The sequence below is a fragment of the Azospirillum picis genome (assembly GCF_017876115.1).
Lineage (GTDB): Bacteria > Pseudomonadota > Alphaproteobacteria > Azospirillales > Azospirillaceae > Azospirillum > Azospirillum picis.
Genome location: NZ_JAGINO010000029.1, coordinates 43,960 through 65,923, shown reverse-complemented (window position 1 = coordinate 65,923; position 21,964 = coordinate 43,960). Strand labels below are relative to the sequence as shown.

Below are 21,964 nucleotides of genomic sequence, written 5' to 3'. Positions count from 1 at the left end.
AGATAGCCATGGCCGCCCAACCGGAAACCATCGATCAGGTCCGCGCCGTCACGGAGCAGAAGTACAAGTACGGCTTCACGACCGACATCGAGGCCGAAGTCGCGCCGAAGGGCCTGAACGAGGACATCGTCCGCTTCATCTCCGCCAAGAAGGGCGAGCCGGAGTGGCTGCTGGAGTGGCGCCTGAAGGCGTTCCGCGTCTGGCAGACGATGGAGGAGCCGCAGTGGGCCGCCGTCAGCTTCCCGCCCATCGACTACCAGGACGCCCACTACTACGCGGCCCCCAAGAAGAAGGAGGGGCCCAAGTCGCTGGACGAGGTCGATCCGGAACTGCTCAAGACCTACGAGAAGCTCGGCATCCCGCTGCGCGAGCAGGAGATCCTGGCCGGCGTCGAGGGGACGGAGGGCAAGACCCCGGCCATCGCCGTCGACGCCGTGTTCGACAGCGTGTCGGTCGCCACCACCTTCAAGGCGAAGCTCGAGGAGATGGGCATCATCTTCTGCTCGATCTCCGAGGCCGTGCAGAAGAACCCCGAACTGGTGCGCAAGTATCTCGGCTCGGTCGTGCCCTACACAGACAACTTCTATGCCACGCTGAACTGTGCGGTCTTCACCGACGGCAGCTTCGTCTACATCCCCAAGGGTGTCCGCTGCCCGATGGAGCTGTCGACCTATTTCCGCATCAACCAGGCCAACACCGGCCAGTTCGAGCGCACTCTGATCATCGCCGACGAGGGAGCCTGCGTCAGCTACCTGGAAGGCTGCACCGCGCCCAAGCGCGACGAGAACCAGCTCCACGCCGCCGTGGTCGAGCTGGTGGCTATGGACGACGCCACCATCAAGTATTCCACCGTGCAGAACTGGTATCCCGGCAACGAAGATGGTGTCGGCGGCATCTACAACTTCGTGACGAAGCGCGGAGCTTGCCGCGGCAGGAACTCCAAGATCTCCTGGACGCAGGTCGAGACCGGCTCGGCCATCACCTGGAAGTATCCGAGCTGCATCCTGCAGGGCGACAACTCGGTGGGCGAATTCTATTCGGTCGCCATCACCAACAACTTCCAGCAGGCCGACACCGGCACCAAGATGATCCACATCGGCAAGAACACCCGCTCGACCATCGTGTCGAAGGGCATCTCGGCCGGCCGGGCGCAGCAGACCTACCGCGGGCTGGTCAAGATCCTGCCCAAGGCGGAGGGCGCGCGCAACCACACCCAGTGCGACAGCCTGCTGATCGGCGACCAGTGCGGCGCCCACACGGTTCCCTACATCGAGAGCCGCAACCGCTCCGCCCGCATCGAGCACGAGGCGACGACAGCCAAGATCAGCGAGGACCAGCTCTTCTACTGCCGCCAGCGCGGCATCTCGGAGGAGGACGCCGTGTCCTTGATCGTCAACGGCTTCTGCAAGGAGGTCCTGAAGGAGCTCCCCATGGAGTTCGCCGTGGAGGCGCAGAAGCTGGTCGGCATCAGCCTGGAAGGCAGCGTCGGCTGAGGCCGCTCCCTTCCCCGTCCGACGGGGGAGGGACGGTGGCGGAACGAGAGAAGAAACGCGGCGTCCGGACGGCGTGCCGGCGGCTTGGGAAGACAACGAGGCGAAGACGATGATCGAAATCAAGAACCTGCACGCCACGGTGGACGGCAAGGAGATCCTCAAGGGCGTCGACCTGACGATCCGCCCCGGCGAGGTCCACGCCATCATGGGGCCGAACGGCGCCGGCAAGAGCACCCTGTCCTACGTGCTGGCCGGCCGCGACGGCTACGAGGTCACCGAGGGCTCGGTCAGCTTCTACGGCAAGGACCTGCTGGCGATGGAGCCGGAGGAGCGGGCCGCCGAAGGCGTCTTCCTCGCTTTCCAGTATCCGGTCGAGATCCCCGGCGTCGGCAACACCACCTTCCTGAAGACCGCCATCAACGCCATCCGCAAGCATCGCGGCGAGAAGGAACTCGACGCGATGCAGTTCCTGAAGCTGATCCGCGAGAAGACCAAGGCGCTCGGCATGAGCGACGAGATGCTGAAGCGCGCGGTCAACGTCGGCTTTTCCGGCGGCGAGAAGAAGCGCAACGAGACGCTGCAGATGGCGGTGCTGGAGCCGCGCTTCGCCGTCCTCGACGAGACGGACTCCGGTCTCGACATCGACGCGCTCAAGATCGTGGCCGAAGGCGTCAACGCGCTGCGCTCGCCGGAGCGTTCGATGCTGGTCATCACCCACTACCAGCGCCTGCTCGACTACATCGTCCCCGACCATGTCCACGTGCTGGCGGCCGGCCGCATCGTGAAATCGGGCGGCAAGGAGCTGGCGCTGGAACTGGAGAAGAACGGCTACCGCGATTTCGGCGTGAACGAGGCCGCGTGATGAGCAATCCCTCCCCCCTGCAACCGATGACCTACTCGACGCGGGGCGCCGATCCGGCGACCGCGCCGGGTTTCCTGGCGCCGCTGGACGCCTTGCCTGGCGGGCTGCCGGGCGCCGGGCTGCCCTGGCTCGACGACCTGCGCAGCGCCGGCCGCGAGCGCTTCGCCGCCGTCGGGCTGCCGACGATCCGCAACGAGAGCTGGCGCTACACCAACCTGCGCGACCTCGGCAAGGTCGGATTCGAGCCGGCCGGAGCCTCCGCCGCCGCCATCGACCTGCTGCCGACCGTGCGCGCCGCGGGTGAAAGCGGCCCGCGGCTGGTGTTCGTCGACGGCCGTTTCCGCGCCGACCTGTCCGCCACCGCCGGGTTGCCGGCGGGGGTGGAACTGCTGGGGCTCGCCGACGCCTTCGCCAGCCATGGCGAGCTGCTGGCGGCCCATCTCGGCCGCCTCGCCGCGGCGGACGACCGGCCCCTGGTGGCGCTCAACAGTGCCTATCTGGCCGACGGCCCGCTGCTGCGGGTGCCGGCCGGCGTGCAGGTCGACCAGCCGGTCGAGCTCGTCTTCGTCTCGGTCGGGACCGAGGGGGCGGCGACCGCCCGCCACCCGCGCAGCCTGCTGATCGTCGAGGCCGGCGCCAGGGCGGTGGTGGTGGAGCACCATGTCGGCCAGGGCGCCGGCACGACGCTGGCCAACCACGTCACCGAGGTCTTCGTCGGCGAGGGCGCCACGCTGCACCATTACAAGGCGCAGCGCGAGGGTGCCGCGGCGGTTCATCTGGCGCACATCGCGGCGACGGTGGCGACCGGCGGCTGCTACGACAACTACATCCTGACCACCGGCGGCAGGCTGTCGCGCAACGAGGTGGTGAGCCGCCTCGACGGGACGGAGGCGCGGACCCACGTCAGCGGCGGCTATCTGGTGCGCGGGAACCAGCATGTCGACACCACGACGGTGATCGTCCACGCCCAGCCGAACGGCACCAGCCGCGAGGTCTACAAGGGCGTCATCGGCGACAGCGCCCGCGCGGTCTTCCAGGGCAAGATCACCGTCTGCCCCGGCGCGCAGAAGACCGACGGCTACCAGTTGAACCGCGCCCTGCTGCTGTCCGACACCGCGGAGATCGACAGCAAGCCGGAGCTGGAGATCCATGCCGACGACGTCAAGTGCAGTCACGGCTGCACCGCCGGCGAGCTGGACGACGACGCGCTGTTCTACCTGCGCGCCCGCGGCATCGACCGCGACACCGCCCAGGGCCTGCTGATCGGCGCCTTCCTGGCGGAATCCCTGGAGGAAATCGCCGAGGAGTCGATCCGCGACGCCTTCCAGCGGATCGTCTCCGGCTGGCTGGAGGAGCAGAAGTAACATGTCCGATGCCATCCTGAACCAAGCCTACGACGTGCAGCGGGTGCGGGAGGATTTTCCCGTGCTGTCCCGCAGCGTCCATGCCAGGAAGGGAAAGCCCGGCAAGCCGCTGGTCTATCTGGACAGCGGCGCCTCCGCCCAGAAGCCGCGCCAGGTCATCCAGGCGATGACGCGCTTCATGGAGGAGGATTATTCCAACATCCACCGCGGCGTGCATTTCCTGTCGCAGACGGCGACCGACCAGTTCGAGGCGGTGCGGACCAAGGTCGCGCGCTTCCTCAACGCCCCCAGCGACCGCTGCATCGTCTTCACCCGCAGTTCGACCGAGGCGATCAACCTCGTGGCGGCCAGCTACGGCCGGACCTTCCTGAACGAGGGCGACGAGGTCATCCTCTCGATCATGGAGCACCACGCCAACATCGTGCCGTGGCAGCTTCTCCAGGCCGAGAAGAAGATCGTCATCAAGGTCGTGCCCTGCGACGAGGACGGCGTCCTCGACATGGACGCCTACAAGGACCTGCTGTCCGACCGCACGAAGCTGGTGGCGATCACCCATTGCTCCAACGTGCTCGGCACCGTCACCCCGGCCAAGGCCATCGCGGCGCTGGCGCACGAGCGCGGCGTGCCGGTGCTGTTCGACGGCAGCCAGGCCGTCGTCCACGGCCGGGTCGACGTGCAGGAGATCGATGCCGACTTCTACGTCTTCACCGCCCACAAGCTCTACGGCCCGACTGGGCTGGGCGTGCTCTACGGCAAGTACGAGCTGCTGAAGCGGATGCCTCCCTACCAGGGCGGCGGCGACATGATCGAGAGCGTCAGCTTCGAGGGCACCACCTTCAAGGCGCCGCCCTCGCGCTTCGAGGCCGGCACGCCGCCGATCACCGAGGTCATCGGGCTGGGGGCGGCCATCGACTATGTCGAGGCGCTGGGCCGCGAGGCGATCGCCGCCCACGAGCATGACCTCCTGCAGTACGCGACGCAGCAGCTATCGCAGGTCGATGGCCTGCGCATCGTCGGCACCGCGCCCGGCAAGGGGCCGATCCTCTCCTTCGCGCTGGAAGGCATCCACCCGCACGACGTCGGCACCATCGTCGACCAGTACGGGGTCGCAGTCCGCGTGGGCCGCCATTGCGCCGAGCCGCTGGCCGAGCGGTTCGGGGTCGGACCGACCGTCCGCGCCTCCTTCGGCCTGTACAACACCCGGGAGGAGGCCGACGCCTTGGTCGAGTCCCTCCTGGCGGTCAAGGAGTTCTTCGGAGCATGATGGACGATCTGCGCGAGCTGTATCAGGAAGTGATCCTGGACCACGGCAAGCATCCCCGGAACTTCCGCCATCCCGACGAGTCCAACCGCGAGGCAAAGGGCGAGAACCCGATGTGCGGCGACCGCTTCATGGTCTACCTGACCGTGAAGGATGGGCTGGTGGAGGACGTCGCCTTCCAGGGCCGCGGCTGCGCCATCTCCACCGCCAGCGCCTCCATGATGACGGAACTGGTGCGCGGCAAGACCGCCGCGGAGGCGGAGCGGCTGTTCCACGCCTTCCACGAACTCTGCACCCAGGACGAACCGGACATTCCCGAGGGTGTCGACGACGAGACGATGGAAAAGCTGATGGTGATGTCGGGCGTGCGCCAGTTCCCGGTGCGGGTGAAGTGCGCGACGCTGGCCTGGCACGCCATGAACGCCGCCCTGCACGGCGAGGCTGCGGCCTCCAGCGACCAGTATTGACGGAAGGGGGTCGATCATGCCGAACGAAGCGATGATGCAGCGCCCGGTCGCACCGACGCCCGCCGAGGCGGAGGCGCAGATGGCGGCGGACGCCGACAAGACGGATTTCGCGCCGATGCCCAAGCCGCCCGAAGGCTACGACCCGCGGGAAGAGCTCATGGACCGCGTCGTGGCAGCCATCAAGACCTGCTACGACCCCGAGATCCCCGTCGATATCTGGGAGCTCGGCCTGGTCTACCGTGTGGACATGGATGGTGAGCGAAATGTCGAGATCGACATGACGCTGACCAGCCCCATGTGTCCGGTGGCCGGCGAACTGCCCGAGCAGGTGCGCCAGGCGGTGAAGGGCGTCGAGGATGTCAACGAGGTGAAGATCGAACTGGTCTGGGAGCCGCCCTGGCACCAGGGGATGATGTCCGAAGAAGCCCGACTGCAACTGGATATGTTCTGAGCGTCCAAGGAGTGCACGACCATGGCCCGCCCGCTTCCCAAGGCGATCACCATCACCGACGCCGCCGCCGAGCGCGTCAAGGCGCTGATGGCCAAGGCGACCGACGAGATCGTCGGCCTGCGCATCGGCGTGAAGGCGCGCGGCTGCTCCGGCCTCAGCTATGATGTGCAGTATGCCAAGGAAAAGCTGAAGTTCGACGAGGTGGTGGAGGACAAGGGCGTCACCGTCCTGATCGATCCGGCAGCCGTCATGTTCCTGATCGGCAGCGAGATGGACTATGTCGACGATAAGTTCCAGACCGGCTTCGTCTTCAAGAACCCGAACGAGAAGGGCCGCTGCGGCTGCGGCGAGAGCTTCCACGTCTGAGGAGACTGCCGGCGCCCTGCCCTGCCGGCCGGACCATTCCCGCACCGCCATGTCCGCCGCAGCCAGGCCCGATGGCGGGATGGCGGTCGGGCGCTGCCGGTGGAGGTGTCCCGTTCCCCTTCCGCTCGCGGCCGCGGCTGCCTCCGCGCCCGCGCGATACGTTCGCAAGGGGCGGCGCCTCCCTCCTATTCTCTGGTAATACCACCTTGACCGGGGGTTCGGGCCGGGTGCATCATTGCGTTCGTGATGGATGGTGCCGAAAACGCATTGTTCCCACGACGCCGACCGGCCTGACGGCCGGCCGGAACCACGGCTGGAGTTCCAGAGGCAACGCCATGGGCCGCCGCAGCGCGCGCCCACATATGACCTGTTGCCCGTCCGGCTGAGCGGCGGCGGAGCCATACCCGGGTGGCTCCGCCGCCGATTGTTTTTTGGCCCTCCCCTCTTCCTCCTCCCCGTCCATCTGCCCATCTGCTCAGTTCAGCGAACTGGGTGCCGCTCGACCTTCCGGCGGAAGTGGCGACAGGGAGCTTCCCACCGATTTAGGTACCACTTCGGATAGGAAGACAGATGGCTTTGTCAAAAATCCAATGGATTTCAAACGAAACTTTGCGAAATATTGGTATGTTTTCGCAAAATGGGGGTAACGGCTGTGGCTTTAACGCGCCATTAACCAGACTGGATTGAATTTAGAGACATCAGACGCGGCCAACTCCAACCTCGACGCGAAGTTGACTTTGCGATTAGATGGAATTGGTTCCAACTGTGTTAACGTCGTTATATCCGACTCTCCTGGATTTGAAAGGCTCGCCCCTATGACCGTGCCGGCAGTCCTCCGCGATGTGGCGCAGATTGGCGCCTACGCCGCCGGCCGGGGCCGACATGCGGGCCTTCTGGTCGCGGTCCTGCTGCTGGCCGGTTGCCCGGGCGGCACGGTGGGTCCGGAAATGGGCGGGCCGGATGCGTCGGCGAACCTTCCACGCCTGCCGGCAGCTCCGCCGGTTCCGAAGGCCAAGCCGGTCCGCAAGATGCCGGAACTGGCGACGCTGGAACCCAGCCTGCCGCTGCCGCAGCCGGGACCGCCGGTGACCGCCGGCGACCTGGCAAGCATCGCTCCCGACCCGGTGAGTGCTCCCGCTCCTGCCCCCGCTCTCACCCCCGCCCCCATACCGGCGGCGGTCGGGGCGCCCTCCACCCCTCCCGCAACCACCAACGCCGACCCCGACAGCCTTGTCGGGCTGGACGAAGTCCAGACTCTCAACCTCCTGGGGTCCCCCGTTGCACGGGAAGAGGCGCCGCCTGCCAAGATCTGGCGGTATGCCAAGGGCGATTGCACGCTCAAGGTCTATTTCTTCATGGACATGACCTCCTCCCAGGACTTCCGCGCCCTCTCCTACGACATGAAGAGCAGCCAAAATGTCCCTGATGCCGACCACCGATGCTTCGCCCAACTCCTCGCACAGGCTGACACCGGGCGCCCCGCCCGCACAGGTGTTCAGTAAGGGAGAGTCGAACAAGGGAATGTCCGCAATGACCGAACCGACCATTGCCCGCATCGCTCTGGTGGACGACGACGACCTCTTCCGTGAGTCCCTCAGCCTCAACCTCGGCGACGAGGGCTACGAGGTCATCACCTTCGACCGCGGCGAGCCGGCCCTCGATTTCTTCGCCGCCGGCGGATCGGTGGACATCGTCCTGCTTGACTGGCGCATGCCCAAGCTCGACGGTATCGACGTCCTGCGCCAGATGCGTGCCCGCGGCATCGCCACCCCGGTGATCTTCCTGACGGTGCTGTCCGATCAGATTTATGAAGAGGCGGCGCTGGCCGGCGGTGCGCTCGACTTCGTCGAGAAGTCGCGCAGCCTGTCGATCCTGCTGAAGCGCATGCGCCTGATCCTCGACGGCATCAAGGGCACGGCCGAGGAAGCGGAGGCCGCCGGTAACACCGCGGTCCACCGCCTGGGCGAACTGGAACTGCGCCTGGAGAACAGCCGCGCCTTCTGGAAGGGCCAGCGCATCGACCTCACGCTGACCGAGTTCAACATCGTCAAGCTGATGTCGACCCGGCCGGAGGAGGATGTCTCCTACCGCGAGATCTACGACCTCGTGCACGGCAAGGGCTTCATGGCCGGCTACGGCCCGTCGGGCTACCGCGCCAACGTCCGCGCCTTCATCAAGCGCATCCGCCAGAAGTTCCGCTCGGTCGATGCCGGCTTCGGCTGCATCGAGAACTATCCGGGCTTCGGCTACCGCTGGGGCAAGGGCGAAGGTGCCGCCAACCAGGGTCGTGACGAGGATGGAATGGGCGAGGACATGCTGATCGATGGCGCTGCTGCCGACTGACCTCGCGCTGCGGGCGCCCCGACGGGCGTCCGCCCGCCTGCTCTGGCTCTGGCGGTCGATGGCGAGCCGCCTGCTGCTGCTCATCCTGGTCTTCATCGCGGTGCCGGTCCTTCTCTACGACCAGTTCCAGCGGGCCGACCAGGCCTCGCAGCAATTGCTGCTGAAGAGTGCGCAGCGCCAGGGCGAGTTGATCGCCCGTGCCCTGGAGCCGGAACTGCTGGGCGTCGACCGCGCCGCCCTGCCCAGCCTCAGCGGTGCGCTCGCCCGCTATGGCGACGACCGCACGCGGCTGAAGCTGCTGGTGCGCCCGCGGGTGACGACGACCGCCTCCCCCGCCGCTCCCGGCACCAAGGCCGGAACCGAGCCGTTCTTCTACGTCGCCGCCTCTCCCAGCCTGACCACCGCCGACCTCGACGCCGAACGGCGCCTGCTGCTTGAGCAGGGGGTGCTCGACCGGCTGGGGTCGAGCTGCGCCGGCAACGCCACGCTGGCCATGCGCGTTCCGCATCCCGAAGGCGGCGAGGAGGTCCTGTCCTCCATCACCCCGATCAAGACCAGTTTCGGTTGCTGGGCGCTGGTGACCAGCCACGCCACCGAAGCCTACATCTCCTCCTCGCTCGGCCGGCCCTACTGGAGCACGCCGGCGGTCCAGGCCGCCGCGGTGATCTACCTGGCCATGGCCGCCCTGGTGCTTGCGGTGCTGGCCGGCATCTGGCGCAACCTGAACCGCTTCGGCGACCTCGCCCGTCGCATCGTCAGCGGCGAGGACTGCACCGACGCCCAAGGCCGCCATGCCTCCTTCGCCGCCCGCAACACGGTGCCGGAACTGGCCGGCGTGGCGGAGGATTTCGACCGGCTGGTGTCCACGCTCCGCGACAGCGCGCAGTCGCTGCGCCGTGCGGCCGAGGACAACGCGCATGCCTTCAAGACGCCGATCGCCGTGATCCGCCAGTCGGTGGAGCCGCTGCGCCGGGCCCTGCCAGCCGAGAACGCCCGCAGCCAGCGCGCGCTGACGATGATCGAGAAGTCGCTGGACAAGCTGGACGGCCTCGTCTCGTTCGCCCGGCGCATGGACGAGGCGGCGGCCGACCTGCTGGCCCCGGCACGCCGCCGGGTCGAGCTGTCGGCGCTGGTGGAACGGATGGCCGGCGGCTACACCGGCCTGCTTGCGGAACGCCGGCTGCACATGCGTTCGCGCATCGACGCCGGCCTCGTGGTCCGGGCCAGCGAGGAGACGCTGGAGACGATCGTCGAGAATCTGGTGGAGAACGCCGTCAGCTTCTCGCCCGCCGAAGGAACGGTCAGCGTCCGCCTGACCCGCAGCGGCCGCTGGACGGAACTGGTGGTCGAGGACGAAGGCCCGGGCGTCGACCCGGCCAACCTGGAGCGCATCTTCGAACGCTACTTCTCGCAGCGTGAGCCCGGCCGCGGCATGCCGGAGGACGAGGCCGCAGCCCACCAGGCCGGGGCGACGCATTTCGGAATCGGCCTTTGGATCGTGCGCCGCAACATTGAGGCGTTCGGTGGCCGTGTCCGTGCGGAGAACCGTCCGACCGGCGGGTTGCGGATGACGGTGACGCTGCCGCTGGCGGGTTAGGAGCGTCAAGCCTTCCGACGCCCTCTCCCGCGACCGGACGGACTATCGCCCCGCCGGGAGCGGGAAAGGAATGGGGGAAGCCCCCCGCCCCTCACCGCGCCTGCAACAGCCCCACCGCCCCCCGCGCCACCTCGTGCAGGTCGGCTTCGCCGCCGGACTGGACATGGGCGAACAGGCCGGCGCGCATGCGCGGATCCCAGAATTTGCGGATATGGGTCGCCGTCTCCGTCACCGCCTCCTCATGCGGATAGGTGGCGAAATGGACGGCGATCTGGTTCGCCATCCGGACCAGGTCCTTGGCATGGTTCGTGTGGCTCATCGGTGTCTCCATTGGCGAAGCGGTGTCGGGTTCAGCGGAACAGGATGACGGTGTCGCGGCGCGACAGCGCACCCAGGGTCAGGTTGGCGTTGCGCGCCAGTTCCAGTGCCAGCGCGGTCGGCGCCGAGATGGTCGCCAGCAGCGGGATGCCGACCGCGGCGGTCTTCTGCACCAGTTCGAAGCTGCAGCGGCTGGTCATCACCACGAAGCCGGTGGCCGGGTCGGCCCCTGAACGGACGACGGCACCGATCAGCTTGTCCAGCGCGTTGTGGCGACCGACATCCTCGCGCGCCAGCCGGATGCTGCCGTCCGGCGCGCACCACGCCGCGGCGTGGACCGAGCGGTTGGCCCGGTTCATCGGCTGGTGGTCCGGCAGTGCGCGGAAGGCGGCGGCCACGGCGGCCGGCTCCACCTCCAGCGAGGTCTCGATCCTGCGGGGCTCCCGAACGGCGTGGACAAGACTGTCCACGCCGCACAGGCCACAGCCGCTCCGCCCCTCCATGGAGCGGCTGCGAAGACTTCCGCGCAGGAGCCGAAGCGGATCGACCGTCATGTTGACGACGAACCCCAGCGGCGTCTCCCGCACGGTGATGTCCTCGATGTCGGCGGCCGTCCCGACGATCTCCTCGCCCAGGCTGAAGCCCAGAGCAAAGTCTTCCAGATCGGCGGGGCTCGCCATCATCACCGCGTGCGACCGGCCATTGTATTCGAAGGCGACAGCGGTCTCCTCCGGCACCTGCCACTCGACCTCCGCCCCATCCTCCATCCCGGCACCGGCGGGAAAGCCGGTGCCGGTGACGGGGATCGAGCACATGGGAAGATCGTCGGGTCGAACGGCCGAAGGCATCGCGGTCATGGGTCCTTCTCCTGCTGCGCCGGCCTCCGGCCGTTACTCGGCGGCGATCACGTCGGCGGCGGCGATGCGCTTGCGCTCCACCTCCTGCCGGTCGCGTTCCACCTGCCAGTCCGACGGCTGGTTGCTGCGGGTGATCTGCACCGCCGTCACCTTGTACTCCGGGCAGTTGGTGGCCCAGTCCGAATTCTCGGTGGTAACCACGTTGGCCCCGGTCACCGGGTGGTGGAAGGTGGTGTAGACGACGCCGGCCGGCATGCGGTCGGAGATGAGCGCCCGCAGCGTCGTGGCGCCCATGCGGCTGGCGAGCGACACCATGTCGCCGTCCTTGACGCCGCGGATCTCGGCGTCCACCGGGTTGATCTCCAGCACGTCCTCGGGATGCCAGGCCACGTTGGCGGTGCGGCGGGTCTGCGCGCCGACATTGTAGTGGGCAAGGATGCGGCCGGTGGTCAGCACCAGCGGATACATCCGCGTGGTCCGCTCGTCGGTCGGCACATATTCGGTGATCACGAAACGGCCGAGGCCGCGGGCGAAACTCTCGCCATGCATGATCGCCATGCCGGTGTCGTCGTCCTCGAAGCCGGTGCAGGGCCACTGGACGCTGCCGACGCGGTCGAGCTTCTCGAAGCTGACGCCGCGGAAGGTCGGGGTCAGCCGGGCGATCTCGTCCATGATCTGCGCGGTGTTGTCGTAGTGCATCGGGTAGCCCATCGCCGTCGCCAGCGCGCAGGCGACCCAATGCTCGTCCTTGCCCACCTTCGACGGCATCGCCTTGCGGACGCGGTTGATGCGGCGCTCGGCGTTGGTGAAGGTGCCGTCCTTCTCCAGGAAGGAGGTGCCGGGGAAGAAGACGTGGGCGAAGGCCGCCGTCTCGTTCAGGAACAGATCCTGCACGATGACGACATCCATCGATTCCAGCGCCGAGGTGACGTGGTTGGTGTTGGGATCGGACTGGACGATGTCCTCGCCCTGCACGAACAGGCCGCGGAAGCTGCCGTCATGCGCGCTGTCGAACATGTTGGGGATGCGCAGGCCGGGTTCCGGATCCAGCGTGACGCCCCAGGCGGCCTCGAATTCCTGGCGGACGGCGTCGTCCGAGACGTGGCGGTAGCCCGGCAGCTCGTGCGGGAAGGAGCCCATGTCGCAGGAGCCCTGCACGTTGTTCTGGCCGCGCAGCGGGTTGACGCCGACACCCTCGCGGCCGATGTTGCCGGTCGCCATCGCGAGGTTGGCGATCGCCATCACCGTGCTGGAGCCCTGGCTGTGCTCGGTCACGCCCAGGCCGTAGTAGATCGCGGCGTTGCCGCCGGTGGCATAGAGACGGGCCGCGGCGCGGACCTGATCGGCCGGGACGCCGGTGCGCGATTCCAGATATTCCGGCGAGTTGCGGTGCTCGGCGATGAACGCCTCCCACTTCGCGAACTCCTTGGGATCGCAGCGCCCCTCGACGAAGGCGCGGTTCACCAGCCCCTCGGTGACGATGGTGTGGGCGATGGCGTTGACCACGGCGACGTTGGTGCCGGGCTGGAGCTGGAGATGGTACTCGGCCTGGACGTGCGGGCTGCGCACCAGGTCGATGCGGCGCGGATCGACCACGATCAGCTTGGCCCCGGCGCGCAGGCGCTTCTTCATGCGCGAACCGAACACCGGGTGGCCGTCGGTCGGGTTGGCACCGATGACCAGGATGACGTCGGACTTGTCGACGCTCTTGAAATCCTGGGTGCCGGCCGAGGTGCCGAAGGTCTGCGACAGGCCGTAGCCGGTCGGCGAATGGCAGACTCGGGCACAGGTGTCGATGTTGTTGGTGCCGAAGGCGGCCCGGATCATCTTCTGGACGACGTAGACCTCCTCGTTGGTGCAGCGCGACGAGGTGATGCCGCCGATGGAGCCGCGGCCATGCTTGGCCTGCACCGCCTTCAGACGCTCGGCGGCGTAGGCGACCGCCTCCTCCCACGACACCTCACGCCACGGATCGGTGATCTTCTCGCGCACCATCGGCTTCATGATGCGGTCCTTGTGGGTGGCGTAGCCCCAGGCGAAGCGGCCCTTGACGCAGGAGTGGCCTTCGTTGGCGCCGCCGTCCTTCCAGGGCGTCATGCGCACCACCGTGGTGCCCTGCAACTCGGCCTTGAAGGAGCAACCCACCCCGCAATAGGCGCAGGTGGTGATGACGCTGTGCTCGGGCTGGCCATGCTCGATGATCGACTTCTCGGTCAGCGTCGCGGTCGGGCAGGCCTGGACGCAGGCGCCGCAGGACACGCACTCGCTGTCCATGAAGCTCTCGTTAGCGCCCGGCGACACCGAGGAGGCGAAGCCGCGGCCGTCGATGGTCAGTGCGAAGGTGCCCTGGGTTTCCTGGCAGGCGCGGACGCAGCGCGAGCAGACGATGCACTTGGAGGCATCGAAGGTGAAGTAGGGGTTGCTCTCGTCCTTGGCGGCGGCGCGATGGTTTTCGCCGTCGAAACCGTACCGGACGTTGCGCAGCCCCACCGCGCCGGCCATGTCCTGCAACTCGCAGTCACCGTTGGCGGCACAGGTCAGGCAGTCGAGCGGATGGTCGGAGATGTACAGCTCCATCACGCCGCGGCGCAGCTTGGCCAGCTTGTCGGTCTGGGTGTGGACCTTCATGCCGGGTGCGACGGGGGTGGTGCAGGAGGCCGGGGTGCCGCGGCGCCCTTCGATCTCCACCGCGCAAAGGCGGCAGGAGCCGAAGGGCTCCAGGCTGTCGGTGGCGCACAGCTTCGGCACGGTGATGCCGGCGTCCATCGCGGCGCGCATCACCGAGGTGCCTTCGGGAACGGTGATGCTGCGGCCGTCGATCTCCAGCGTCACCAGGGTCTCGGAGACGCGGGCGGGAGTGCCGTAGTCGGTCTCGTGGATGAGGGTCATCTCGGGTGCTCCTGGGGTCGCTCGTTATTCGGCGGCGATGTGGGTGACGCGGACGGCCGGGCTTTTCTTGCGGAAGTCTTCCGGGAAGTGCTTCACCGCGCTGCGCACCGGATAGGGCGTCATGCCGCCCATGGCGCAGAGCGAGCCGTCCACCATCACGTCGCAGAGATCGGCGAGCAGTTCGAGGTTCGCGTCGACATTCTTGCCGGCGATGATCTTGTCCAGCGTCTCCATGCCGCGCGTCGAGCCGATGCGGCAGGGGGTGCACTTGCCGCAGGACTCGGCGACGCAGAATTCCATGGCGAAGCGGGCCTGCTGGGCCATGTCGACGCTGTCGTCGAAGACGACGATGCCGCCATGGCCGACCATCGCCTCCTGCGCCGCAAAGGCCTCGTAGTCCTTCGGCAGGTCGAACTGCGAGGGTGGCAGATAGGCGCCGAGCGGGCCGCCGACCTGCACCGCGCGGATCGGCCGGCCGGTGATGGTGCCGCCGCCGAACTCGTAGAGCAGCTCGTGCAGGGTGACGCCGAACGCCTTCTCGACGATGCCGCCTTGGCGGATGTTGCCGGCGAGCTGGAAGGGCAGCGTGCCGCGCGAGCGGCCGACGCCGAAGTCGCGGTAATACTCGCCGCCCTTGTCGAGGATGATCGGCACCGAGCAGAGCGACAGCACGTTGTTGACCACGGTCGGCTTGCCGAACAGGCCCTCCAGCGCCGGCAGCGGCGGCTTGGCGCGCACCATGCCACGCTTGCCCTCCAGGCTCTCCAGCATCGCGGTCTCTTCGCCGCAGATGTAGGCGCCGGCGCCGACGCGGACGTCGAGGTGGAAGGTGCGGTCGGTGCCGTGGATGTTGTCGCCGAGCCAGCCCTCGTCATAGGCGAGCTTGATGGCGTGGCGCAGGGTGGCCGTGGCGTGCGGGTATTCCGACCGCATGTAGACGTAGCCGGAGGTCGCCCCCACCGCGATGGCGGCGATGGTCATGCCCTCGATCAGGCAGAAGGGGTCGCCCTCGATGATCATGCGGTCGGCGAAGGTGCCGCTGTCGCCCTCGTCGGCGTTGCAGCAGACGAACTTCTCGTCGGCCTTCGCCTGCATCACCGTGTTCCACTTGATGCCGGTGGGGAAGCCGGCGCCGCCGCGACCGCGCAGGCCACTGTCGGTCACCATCTTGACGATGTCCGCCTGGGTCATCGCCAGCGCGTTCTCCAGCCCGCGGAAGCCGCCATGGGCGCGGTAATCCTCGACCGACAGCGGGTCGATGATGCCGCAGCGGGCGAAGGTCAGCCGTTCCTGCTTCTTGAAATAGGGGATTTCCTCGGTCAGGCCGTGGCCGAGCGCATGCTCCCCGCCGGTCAGGAAGCCGGCGTCGAACAGGCCGGGCGCATCGGCCGGGGTGACCGGGCCGTAGGCGACGCGGCCTTCCGGGGTTTCCACCTCGACAAGCGTCTCCAGGTACAGCATGCCGCGCGAGCCGTTGCGGACGATGCGCAGCGGCAGGCCGCGCGAGGAGGCCTCCGTCCGGATCGCGGCGGCCACCGCATCGGCGCCGACCGACAGGGCGGCGGCGTCACGCGGCACATAGACGGTGATGAGGTGGCCGCTCATTGGGCATGTCCCTTGTGGCTGTGGGCACCATGGCCGGGGGGATGAGCATGCGGGTGGGCATGCGGCGCCGTCCGGGCTTCCGCCGCCAGGGCGTCGAAGCGCTCCGGCGTGACGCGGCCATGCAGTTGCTCGTCGATCATGACCGCCGGCGACAGCGCGCAATTGCCGAGGCAGAAGACCTGCTCCAGCGTGAAGGAGCCGTCGGCGGTGGTGCCGTGGAAGTCGACCTGCAGTTGCTTCTTGATGTGGTCGACCAGGGCATTGGCGCCCATCGACTGGCAGGCCTCGGCGCGGCAGACCTTGATGATGTGGCGGCCGGGCTTCTCGCGGCGGAATTCGTGATAGAAGGACACCACGCCATAAACGTCGGCGCGCGAGAGGTTCAACTCCGCCGCCAGCAAGGGGATCGCCTCTTCGTCGATGTAACCGAACTCTTCCTGCAGGGCGTGAAGGATCGGCAGCAGGGCGCCGCGCAGGTGCCGATTGTCGGCGACAATCGTCATGGCGCGCTCGGCGCTCCACGGTTGCAATGCGTTCACGGGGGGTCCCTCCTTGCGATCGTCCGCGCCGGCTTGGGGACGGCGTCGTTCTGGCTTGGCGTCTGCGGATAGCCCGGCCGTCTCTCCGCGGCCGGGCACCGTCACAGTGGCGGAGGATACGGTATACCAGCAAATTGTTTTTTCCGATGGGCTGATAGCTTTTAACTATCAAACCGCCGACCCAAGTCCGACCTCGCGGAAATGCCGCTCCAGGAACTCGACGCACACCCGCAGTTTCGCCGAGCTGCTCAGGCGGGATGGATAGACCGCCCAGACGTCGGCCGGCTGGCCATGGTCCTGCAGGAGATGCACCAGCGTGCCGGCGGCGAGCGCGGCGCGCACGTCCCACAGCGAGCGCAGCATGATGCCGCGCCCGGCCATCGCCCACTGGTGGACGATCTCGCCATGGTTGGAGGCGAGCGGGCCGGTGACGCGGACCGGCACCTCGCCGTCGGGACCGGTCAGGCGCCAGACGCCGAAGGGATGGTCGCGCTCCTTGATCACCAGGCAATCATGCCCGGCCAGTTCGTCGAGATGCCTCGGCACCCCCCGCCGCTCGAGATAGAGGGGGGAAGCGCAGAGGATCCGCCGGTTGCCGGCCAGACGCTTGGCCATGAGCTGCGGCGCGATCCCGTTGCCGACACGGATGTCGAGGTCGATCCCCTCGCCCGCCAAGTCGACCAGCCGGTCGGAAACGTCGAAGCGGACCTCCAGTTCCGGATAGCGTTCGGCCAGCGCGGCGATGGCCGGGGCGACGTGGACGCGCCCGAAACCGAAGCTGCTGCTGATGCGGATCAGCCCGCGCGGATCGAGCCTGGTCGCCGATACGTCCTCCACCATGTGGTCGACATCGTCGAGGATCGATTGCGCCCAGCGGTAGACCCGCTCGCCGGCCTCCGTCACCGCGACCCGCCGGGTGCTGCGGTGCAGGAGCTTCACCCCGAGGCTGCCCTCCAGAAGCTGGATGCGCTTGCTGACATAGGCGGGAGATGCCCCCAGCGCATCGGCGGCGGCGGCGAAGCCCGACTTGCGTGCGACAAGGCAGAAGACGCGCAAGTCCTTCAGAAGCGGTTCACTGTTCATGATCCGTGATTTATGGCTGCATGGTCAGCCCGATTATTAACGGCATTCCTTCGGGTATGGTAGCGGCCGACCAGAGAACAGGCAGGCCAAGATCGGTTGGCCCAAGATCGGTTGGCCCGAGATCGGTCGGGCTTTGATCCCGCCAGGAGGAAAGATCATGGGAAAAACCTATAGGGTCGCCGCCATCGCCGGCGACGGCATCGGCAAGGAAGTGCTGCCGGAAGGGATGCGCGCGGTCGAGACGGCGGCCGCCAAGTTCGGACTGGAGATCGAGTTCACCAGCTTCGACTGGGCGAGCTGCGACTATTACCTGCAGCATGGCCAGATGATGCCGGACGACTGGTTCGAGACGCTGAAGGGTTTCGACGCCATCTATTTCGGCGCGGTCGGCTGGCCGGCGACGGTGCCGGACCACATCTCGCTGTGGGGATCGCTGATCAAGTTCCGGCGCGAGTTCGACCAGTACGTCAACCTGCGGCCGGTGCGCCTGCTGCCCGGGGTGCCCTGTCCGCTCGCCAACCGCAAGCCCGGCGACATCGATTTCTTCGTGGTTCGCGAGAACACCGAAGGCGAATACTCCTCGGTCGGCGGCCGCATGTTCGCCGGCACAGAGCGCGAGTTCGTGCTGCAGGAGGCGGTGTTCACCCGCCACGGCGTCGACCGTATCCTGAAATTCGCCTTCGAACTGGCCGAGGGGCGCCCACGCCGCAAGCTGACCGCAGCCACCAAGTCCAACGGCATCTCGATCAGCATGCCCTATTGGGACGAGCGGGTGGAGGAGATGGCCAAGTCCCATCCCGGTGTCTCCTGGGACCGGCAGCACATCGACATCCTGTCGGCGCGCTTCGTCATGCAGCCCGACCGTTTCGACGTGGTCGTCGCCTCCAACCTGTTCGGCGACATCCTCTCGGATCTCGGGCCGGCCTGCACCGGCACCATCGGCATGGCGCCCTCGGCCAACCTCAACCCCGAACGCCGCTTCCCGTCGCTGTTCGAACCGGTGCACGGCTCGGCACCCGACATCTTCGGCAAGGGCATCGCCAACCCGGTTGCGATGATCTGGTCCGGCGCAATGATGCTCGATTTCCTCGGCAACGGCGACGCCGCTTTCAAGGCCGCCCACGACGCCATCATTGCGGCGATCGAAACGGTCCTGACGCAGGGCCCGCGCACGCCTGACATCGGCGGGACCGCCGGCACGGCTGAGGTCGGCAAGGCCATCGCCGCCGCAATCTGACCCGCCCCTGGCGGGGCCGGGCGTCAGCGGATCGCCACCCGCCAGGGAATCATCGCGTCGGCGACCCCGATGGCGACACGCTGGGCGATGTCGGCATCGGCCGCGGCCACGGCCAGCGCCTTGGCCAGCGGCGGCGGCGGGTCGCGGTCGGCATAGGCGAGCCCGACGACATGGCTGAGGTCGGGATCGACGAGCGGCAGCGCGACGAGCTCGGGGTGCGGCGGCATGAAGGTGAGGAGCTGGCCGGGCACGATGCTGGCACAGGTGCCCGCCCGCACGATGGTGTAGAGCGTGACGATCGAATTGGTCTCCATCGCCGGCTCGACGCTCCGGCCGGTCATGCGGAAGGCGGCCTCGGCGATGCGGCGGTTCTGCATGTCGGGGGTCAGCAGGCACAGCCGCAGGCCGGCCGCCCGTTCCCAGGGCACCGCTTCCTGGCGGATCAGGTCCTCCGACAGGTCGGTGCGCTGGGCCAGCAGATAGTAGCGCTCCGAATAGAGCGGCAAGGTCCGGACGTTGTTCAGCGGTTCGTTGTCGAGATAGGTGATCGCCGCGTCCAGTTCGAACTCGTCGAGGCCGCGCTGGATCTCGCGCGAGCTCATCGAGGTGATGCTGGCGCGGATGTGAGGGAAGCGGGCCGAGAAAGGCGCCAGCACATGCGCCACCGCCGGCAGGGCCGTCGGGATGGCCCCAAGCCGCAGATGGCCGGTGACGCCCTGGGCCAGCGCCAGCAGCTCTTGCCGCAGGTTGTCGCGCTCGCCGACGATGCGGCGGGCATATTCCAGCACCTTCAGCCCTTCCGGCGTGAAGCCCTCGAACTTCTGCCCGCGCTCGACGATGGGAACCTGCAGTTCCTCCTCGAGCTGGCGGATGGCGTTGGACAGGGTCGGCTGCGAAACGTGGCAGCTCTCCGCCGCGCGGCCGAAATGCTTTTCGCGCGCCAGGGCCAGGAGATAGACGAACTTGCGGAACATCGGAAGCGCTCGGATCTGGGGGTGAGGAAGCATAACGGCAATCGCCTCCGGGAGCGCGGCAAATGCGCGCGCCCTTCCACCATCCCCTCTTCGGCCTTTCCAGCGCCGGCATCGGCGGCTTGCGACGGCCCTTCAGCGGGACGCTTCCACGGCCTCTACACCGCGCCCGGGATCATGGACCGGGCCACCGCACGCCTAATGGACGGAGGCTCTTTCTATGAATGAGGGGGATACATGGTTTAGAGTCTGGCCCGCCGATATTATCGCTCGGCAAACGCAAATGATGCACAGTGTGTCCGCAATGTATGATTTTGTAGAATTCGGTTTCGAACTGTAACGCCGCTAACATATCAGTCTTATTTTGATAACAGCCTTCATTGCAAAAAGTCGCCTGGACATGCCCACTTATCTCCGGCACTCTTCTTCGTGGACGGCATGATGGAGAGCCAATTGTCAGTCACTGTCTGGGAGCCTCTTTTCAACGATTTCGGCACATTGGTGCAGAAGGAGTTCGAAAGTGTCGACGAGGCGGTTCGCTATGCAATGGAAACCATCCCGGAACCTGTCCGGCACGTCGCCGTGATCTCCCGTCCGGACGGTACGATCATCGGGCCGGGCGAGATCCATCAACGCTACGGCGACCTCGGCAACGGGCCGGAACGGTCCACCGTCGAAGCCGGGCAGGCCGGCGGCTCGACGGCAGGCCGTCATCCTCAACCGCGCTGTCTTCAAACCCTCCCTGCCGGCTTCGGCATCAAGGGACTGATGCAAAGGCTCCGGCCGGCAATGCGCCTTCGCGCCGCCGCATGACGTCAAGCTCCGGCAGGGGCTCGAGTGGACACGACGCCACGTGGCCGAGTGCCGCACCGCCATCCCTTGTGGAATGGAAGCCGCCATGTGAAAGGGTTCATGCACGTTGCGGAAGTCAACGGCCGAGAGATTTCCCCGACACCTGACGCTTCAAGCTTCCTTTTCCACCAAAGCAATAGGTTGGCCCTGCTCTTCCGGCGGGCAGCCGCCTTCTTCCTGAGCGTATTGCAATGCTATGCACGGCGCTCAATCTCTTGGTGATGGAATATTTCCTGTCGCGCATCACGACCATGCTGGAACTGCTTGAGGAGCAGCGCTGCAGGCGCGCCGAATTCCTGCTGAAGTCGGAAATCATGATCCTGCAGTCGACGAACATGATCCGGAAATCACGCAGGATCGTCGAAGACTTCCACGAAGCTCCCGACCGCGGACGAACCCGACGATAAAGCCGAGCCGATATCGAGCTCCGACCGCCCGGCCCGGCCATACCTGGCACCCCGCACCGGTCATTCCTCGAACCGCTCCTGCGGCGACGGTCAGTATGACGGTGACGCTGGCGGCATGCCCACGGCCGAAGGACTTCGCCACAGCCTCGGCCACATCCATCCGACCGGCCCACAGCGTTCCCTCGCCGGGCGCAATGGCAGCGGACCCAACCATATGGGAAGCGCCATGGCGACCTGCATGAAGGAGATAGGGGGTTGTCCTATCGCTTTGATCACGAATGAGAAAGACGGTTGCGCCATGCTGAGGCTGTCTGGCGGCGCAGTCAGACAACCTCCCTCGACTCGCGGGCGCCTTCCTGGCGCCCATTTTCTTTGCAGACCCCGCGCATGCACAGACCGGTTCCGTGCTCCACACGCCATACCGCCCCGCGCGGCCGTCTTGATGGAGCGGGTGGCTCCCCTCTATTCTCACGGGTCCCGGGCCATCGGCAGCCCATGATTTAAAAGCGGAATGCGATGGTATCGATCCGACCGTCACGCATCGAGGACAAGGACGCTCTGTTTGTCATCTGGCTCTCCGCGGTTCGGGCGACGCATGACTTCCTGACGGAAAGCGACATCGCCTTCTACGCTGAGCAGGTCCGCGGTTCCTATCTGCCCCAGACCGAGTTCCTTGTTGCCGTGGACAAGGCCGACCAGCCGGTCGGCTTCATGGGGATGAGTGAAACGAAGATCGACGCGCTCTTCGTCGACCCGCGTCGGCACGGCCAAGGCGTGGGGCGAGCCCTGATCGATCACGCCCGGCACCGTTCGCCATTCCTGGAAGTGGATGTGAACGAGCAGAACCCACAGGCCCGCGCCTTCTACAAGCGTCTGGGCTTTCGGGAAACGGGCCGTTCTGAGTTGGACGGTAGCGGACGGCCTTTCCCACTGATTCACCTCGTCCTGGCCGACTGACCCACAGTGGCTCCACCGAAAGCACCGTCGTCAACCCGGAATTCC

Annotated in this window: 21 protein-coding genes; 14 read left to right on the top strand and 7 right to left on the bottom strand. The window is 67.0% G+C overall.

The window, feature by feature from the left end; translation table 11 throughout:
• Positions 1–8: 8 nt before the first annotated feature.
• The 10 genes from sufB (at position 9) to J2850_RS27850 (ending at position 10,204) form a co-directional block, all read left to right on the top strand.
• Positions 9–1,493 (top strand): Fe-S cluster assembly protein SufB, encoded by a 1,485-nt coding sequence (gene sufB / locus J2850_RS27895; RefSeq protein ID WP_209989629.1) that lies wholly within the window; start codon positions 9–11, stop codon positions 1,491–1,493.
• Positions 1,494–1,602: 109 nt separating this feature from the next.
• A complete protein-coding gene (gene sufC, locus J2850_RS27890) occupies positions 1,603–2,355 on the top strand; it encodes a Fe-S cluster assembly ATPase SufC (RefSeq protein ID WP_209989626.1) in 753 nt (250 codons plus the stop codon).
• A complete protein-coding gene (gene sufD / locus J2850_RS27885; RefSeq protein ID WP_246513646.1) occupies positions 2,355–3,719 on the top strand; it encodes a Fe-S cluster assembly protein SufD in 1,365 nt (454 codons plus the stop codon). The genes sufC and sufD overlap by 1 nt, the downstream gene beginning before the upstream one ends.
• A gap of 1 nt (position 3,720) precedes the next feature.
• Positions 3,721–4,983: a cysteine desulfurase gene (locus J2850_RS27880; protein WP_209989623.1), complete on the top strand. Its 1,263-nt coding sequence runs from the start codon at positions 3,721–3,723 to the stop codon at positions 4,981–4,983.
• Complete coding sequence (gene sufU / locus J2850_RS27875; protein WP_209989620.1) at positions 4,980–5,447, top strand: Fe-S cluster assembly sulfur transfer protein SufU; 468 nt, start codon at positions 4,980–4,982, stop codon at positions 5,445–5,447. The genes J2850_RS27880 and sufU overlap by 4 nt, the downstream gene beginning before the upstream one ends.
• Before the next feature lie 16 nt (positions 5,448–5,463).
• Positions 5,464–5,898 carry an iron-sulfur cluster assembly protein gene (locus J2850_RS27870; RefSeq protein WP_209989616.1) on the top strand — a complete coding sequence of 145 codons (435 nt, stop codon included), beginning with the start codon at positions 5,464–5,466 and terminating at the stop codon, positions 5,896–5,898.
• Between the two features lie 21 nt (positions 5,899–5,919).
• Positions 5,920–6,264 carry a HesB/IscA family protein gene (locus J2850_RS27865; RefSeq protein ID WP_209989613.1) on the top strand — a complete coding sequence of 115 codons (345 nt, stop codon included), beginning with the start codon at positions 5,920–5,922 and terminating at the stop codon, positions 6,262–6,264.
• Positions 6,265–7,079: 815 nt separating this feature from the next.
• Complete coding sequence (locus J2850_RS27860; protein WP_209989611.1) at positions 7,080–7,766, top strand: hypothetical protein; 687 nt, start codon at positions 7,080–7,082, stop codon at positions 7,764–7,766.
• Between the two features lie 28 nt (positions 7,767–7,794).
• The gene (locus J2850_RS27855; RefSeq protein WP_209989608.1) at positions 7,795–8,607 is read left to right on the top strand and encodes a response regulator transcription factor; all 813 of its coding nucleotides are present in this window, start codon (positions 7,795–7,797) and stop codon (positions 8,605–8,607) included.
• A complete protein-coding gene (locus J2850_RS27850; protein ID WP_209989605.1) occupies positions 8,588–10,204 on the top strand; it encodes a sensor histidine kinase in 1,617 nt (538 codons plus the stop codon). Before J2850_RS27855 ends, J2850_RS27850 begins: the two co-directional genes overlap by 20 nt.
• 91 nt (positions 10,205–10,295) lie before the next feature.
• On the opposite strand, the gene J2850_RS27845 is transcribed toward J2850_RS27850, so the two are convergent.
• The 6 genes from J2850_RS27845 to J2850_RS27820 form a co-directional block, all read right to left on the bottom strand.
• On the bottom strand, positions 10,296–10,523 hold the full coding sequence (locus tag J2850_RS27845; RefSeq protein WP_209989602.1) for a formate dehydrogenase subunit delta: 228 nt from the start codon (positions 10,521–10,523) through the stop codon (positions 10,296–10,298).
• Between the two features lie 31 nt (positions 10,524–10,554).
• Positions 10,555–11,379, bottom strand: coding sequence for a formate dehydrogenase accessory sulfurtransferase FdhD (gene fdhD / locus J2850_RS27840; RefSeq protein ID WP_209989599.1), 825 nt, complete (start codon positions 11,377–11,379; stop codon positions 10,555–10,557).
• 33 nt (positions 11,380–11,412) lie between these two features.
• Positions 11,413–14,268 carry a formate dehydrogenase subunit alpha gene (gene fdhF, locus J2850_RS27835; protein WP_209989597.1) on the bottom strand — a complete coding sequence of 952 codons (2,856 nt, stop codon included), beginning with the start codon at positions 14,266–14,268 and terminating at the stop codon, positions 11,413–11,415.
• A gap of 24 nt (positions 14,269–14,292) precedes the next feature.
• Positions 14,293–15,873, bottom strand: a complete 1,581-nt coding sequence (locus J2850_RS27830; protein WP_209989594.1) for a formate dehydrogenase beta subunit — start codon at positions 15,871–15,873, stop codon at positions 14,293–14,295.
• Positions 15,870–16,412 carry a formate dehydrogenase subunit gamma gene (locus tag J2850_RS27825; RefSeq protein ID WP_209989592.1) on the bottom strand — a complete coding sequence of 181 codons (543 nt, stop codon included), beginning with the start codon at positions 16,410–16,412 and terminating at the stop codon, positions 15,870–15,872. Before J2850_RS27825 ends, J2850_RS27830 begins: the two co-directional genes overlap by 4 nt.
• 168 nt (positions 16,413–16,580) lie before the next feature.
• A complete protein-coding gene (locus J2850_RS27820) occupies positions 16,581–17,495 on the bottom strand; it encodes a LysR substrate-binding domain-containing protein (RefSeq protein ID WP_209989589.1) in 915 nt (304 codons plus the stop codon).
• Between the two features lie 157 nt (positions 17,496–17,652).
• Here J2850_RS27820 and J2850_RS27815 point away from each other — a divergent pair, with 157 nt between their 5' ends.
• A complete protein-coding gene (locus tag J2850_RS27815; RefSeq protein WP_209989586.1) occupies positions 17,653–18,732 on the top strand; it encodes a tartrate dehydrogenase in 1,080 nt (359 codons plus the stop codon).
• Between the two features lie 23 nt (positions 18,733–18,755).
• Here J2850_RS27815 and J2850_RS27810 read toward each other — a convergent pair whose 3' ends face one another.
• On the bottom strand, positions 18,756–19,706 hold the full coding sequence (locus J2850_RS27810) for a LysR family transcriptional regulator (protein ID WP_209989583.1): 951 nt from the start codon (positions 19,704–19,706) through the stop codon (positions 18,756–18,758).
• A 426-nt stretch (positions 19,707–20,132) separates the two neighbouring features.
• Between J2850_RS27810 and J2850_RS27805 the strand changes: the two genes are divergently transcribed.
• The 3 genes from J2850_RS27805 to J2850_RS27795 all read left to right on the top strand — a co-directional run bounded on the left by J2850_RS27805 (position 20,133) and on the right by J2850_RS27795 (position 21,919).
• Positions 20,133–20,516, top strand: a complete 384-nt coding sequence (locus tag J2850_RS27805; protein WP_209989579.1) for a hypothetical protein — start codon at positions 20,133–20,135, stop codon at positions 20,514–20,516.
• A 260-nt stretch (positions 20,517–20,776) separates the two neighbouring features.
• Positions 20,777–20,962: a hypothetical protein gene (locus J2850_RS27800; RefSeq protein ID WP_209989575.1), complete on the top strand. Its 186-nt coding sequence runs from the start codon at positions 20,777–20,779 to the stop codon at positions 20,960–20,962.
• Positions 20,963–21,478: 516 nt separating this feature from the next.
• Positions 21,479–21,919 carry an acetyltransferase gene (locus J2850_RS27795; protein WP_209989572.1) on the top strand — a complete coding sequence of 147 codons (441 nt, stop codon included), beginning with the start codon at positions 21,479–21,481 and terminating at the stop codon, positions 21,917–21,919.
• Positions 21,920–21,964: the final 45 nt, after the last annotated feature.

Coding starts and splice junctions, on each gene's coding strand:
- sufB (WP_209989629.1), top strand. CDS start 9: ATGGCCGCCCAACCGGAAACCATCGATCAGGTCCGCGCCGTCACGGAG.
- sufC (WP_209989626.1), top strand. CDS start 1,603: ATGATCGAAATCAAGAACCTGCACGCCACGGTGGACGGCAAGGAGATC.
- sufD (WP_246513646.1), top strand. CDS start 2,355: ATGAGCAATCCCTCCCCCCTGCAACCGATGACCTACTCGACGCGGGGC.
- J2850_RS27880 (WP_209989623.1), top strand. CDS start 3,721: ATGTCCGATGCCATCCTGAACCAAGCCTACGACGTGCAGCGGGTGCGG.
- sufU (WP_209989620.1), top strand. CDS start 4,980: ATGATGGACGATCTGCGCGAGCTGTATCAGGAAGTGATCCTGGACCAC.
- J2850_RS27870 (WP_209989616.1), top strand. CDS start 5,464: ATGCCGAACGAAGCGATGATGCAGCGCCCGGTCGCACCGACGCCCGCC.
- J2850_RS27865 (WP_209989613.1), top strand. CDS start 5,920: ATGGCCCGCCCGCTTCCCAAGGCGATCACCATCACCGACGCCGCCGCC.
- J2850_RS27860 (WP_209989611.1), top strand. CDS start 7,080: ATGACCGTGCCGGCAGTCCTCCGCGATGTGGCGCAGATTGGCGCCTAC.
- J2850_RS27855 (WP_209989608.1), top strand. CDS start 7,795: ATGACCGAACCGACCATTGCCCGCATCGCTCTGGTGGACGACGACGAC.
- J2850_RS27850 (WP_209989605.1), top strand. CDS start 8,588: ATGGCGCTGCTGCCGACTGACCTCGCGCTGCGGGCGCCCCGACGGGCG.
- J2850_RS27845 (WP_209989602.1), bottom strand. CDS start 10,523: ATGAGCCACACGAACCATGCCAAGGACCTGGTCCGGATGGCGAACCAG.
- fdhD (WP_209989599.1), bottom strand. CDS start 11,379: ATGACCGCGATGCCTTCGGCCGTTCGACCCGACGATCTTCCCATGTGC.
- fdhF (WP_209989597.1), bottom strand. CDS start 14,268: ATGACCCTCATCCACGAGACCGACTACGGCACTCCCGCCCGCGTCTCC.
- J2850_RS27830 (WP_209989594.1), bottom strand. CDS start 15,873: ATGAGCGGCCACCTCATCACCGTCTATGTGCCGCGTGACGCCGCCGCC.
- J2850_RS27820 (WP_209989589.1), bottom strand. CDS start 17,495: ATGAACAGTGAACCGCTTCTGAAGGACTTGCGCGTCTTCTGCCTTGTC.
- J2850_RS27815 (WP_209989586.1), top strand. CDS start 17,653: ATGGGAAAAACCTATAGGGTCGCCGCCATCGCCGGCGACGGCATCGGC.
- J2850_RS27810 (WP_209989583.1), bottom strand. CDS start 19,706: ATGTTCCGCAAGTTCGTCTATCTCCTGGCCCTGGCGCGCGAAAAGCAT.
- J2850_RS27800 (WP_209989575.1), top strand. CDS start 20,777: ATGGAATATTTCCTGTCGCGCATCACGACCATGCTGGAACTGCTTGAG.
- J2850_RS27795 (WP_209989572.1), top strand. CDS start 21,479: ATGGTATCGATCCGACCGTCACGCATCGAGGACAAGGACGCTCTGTTT.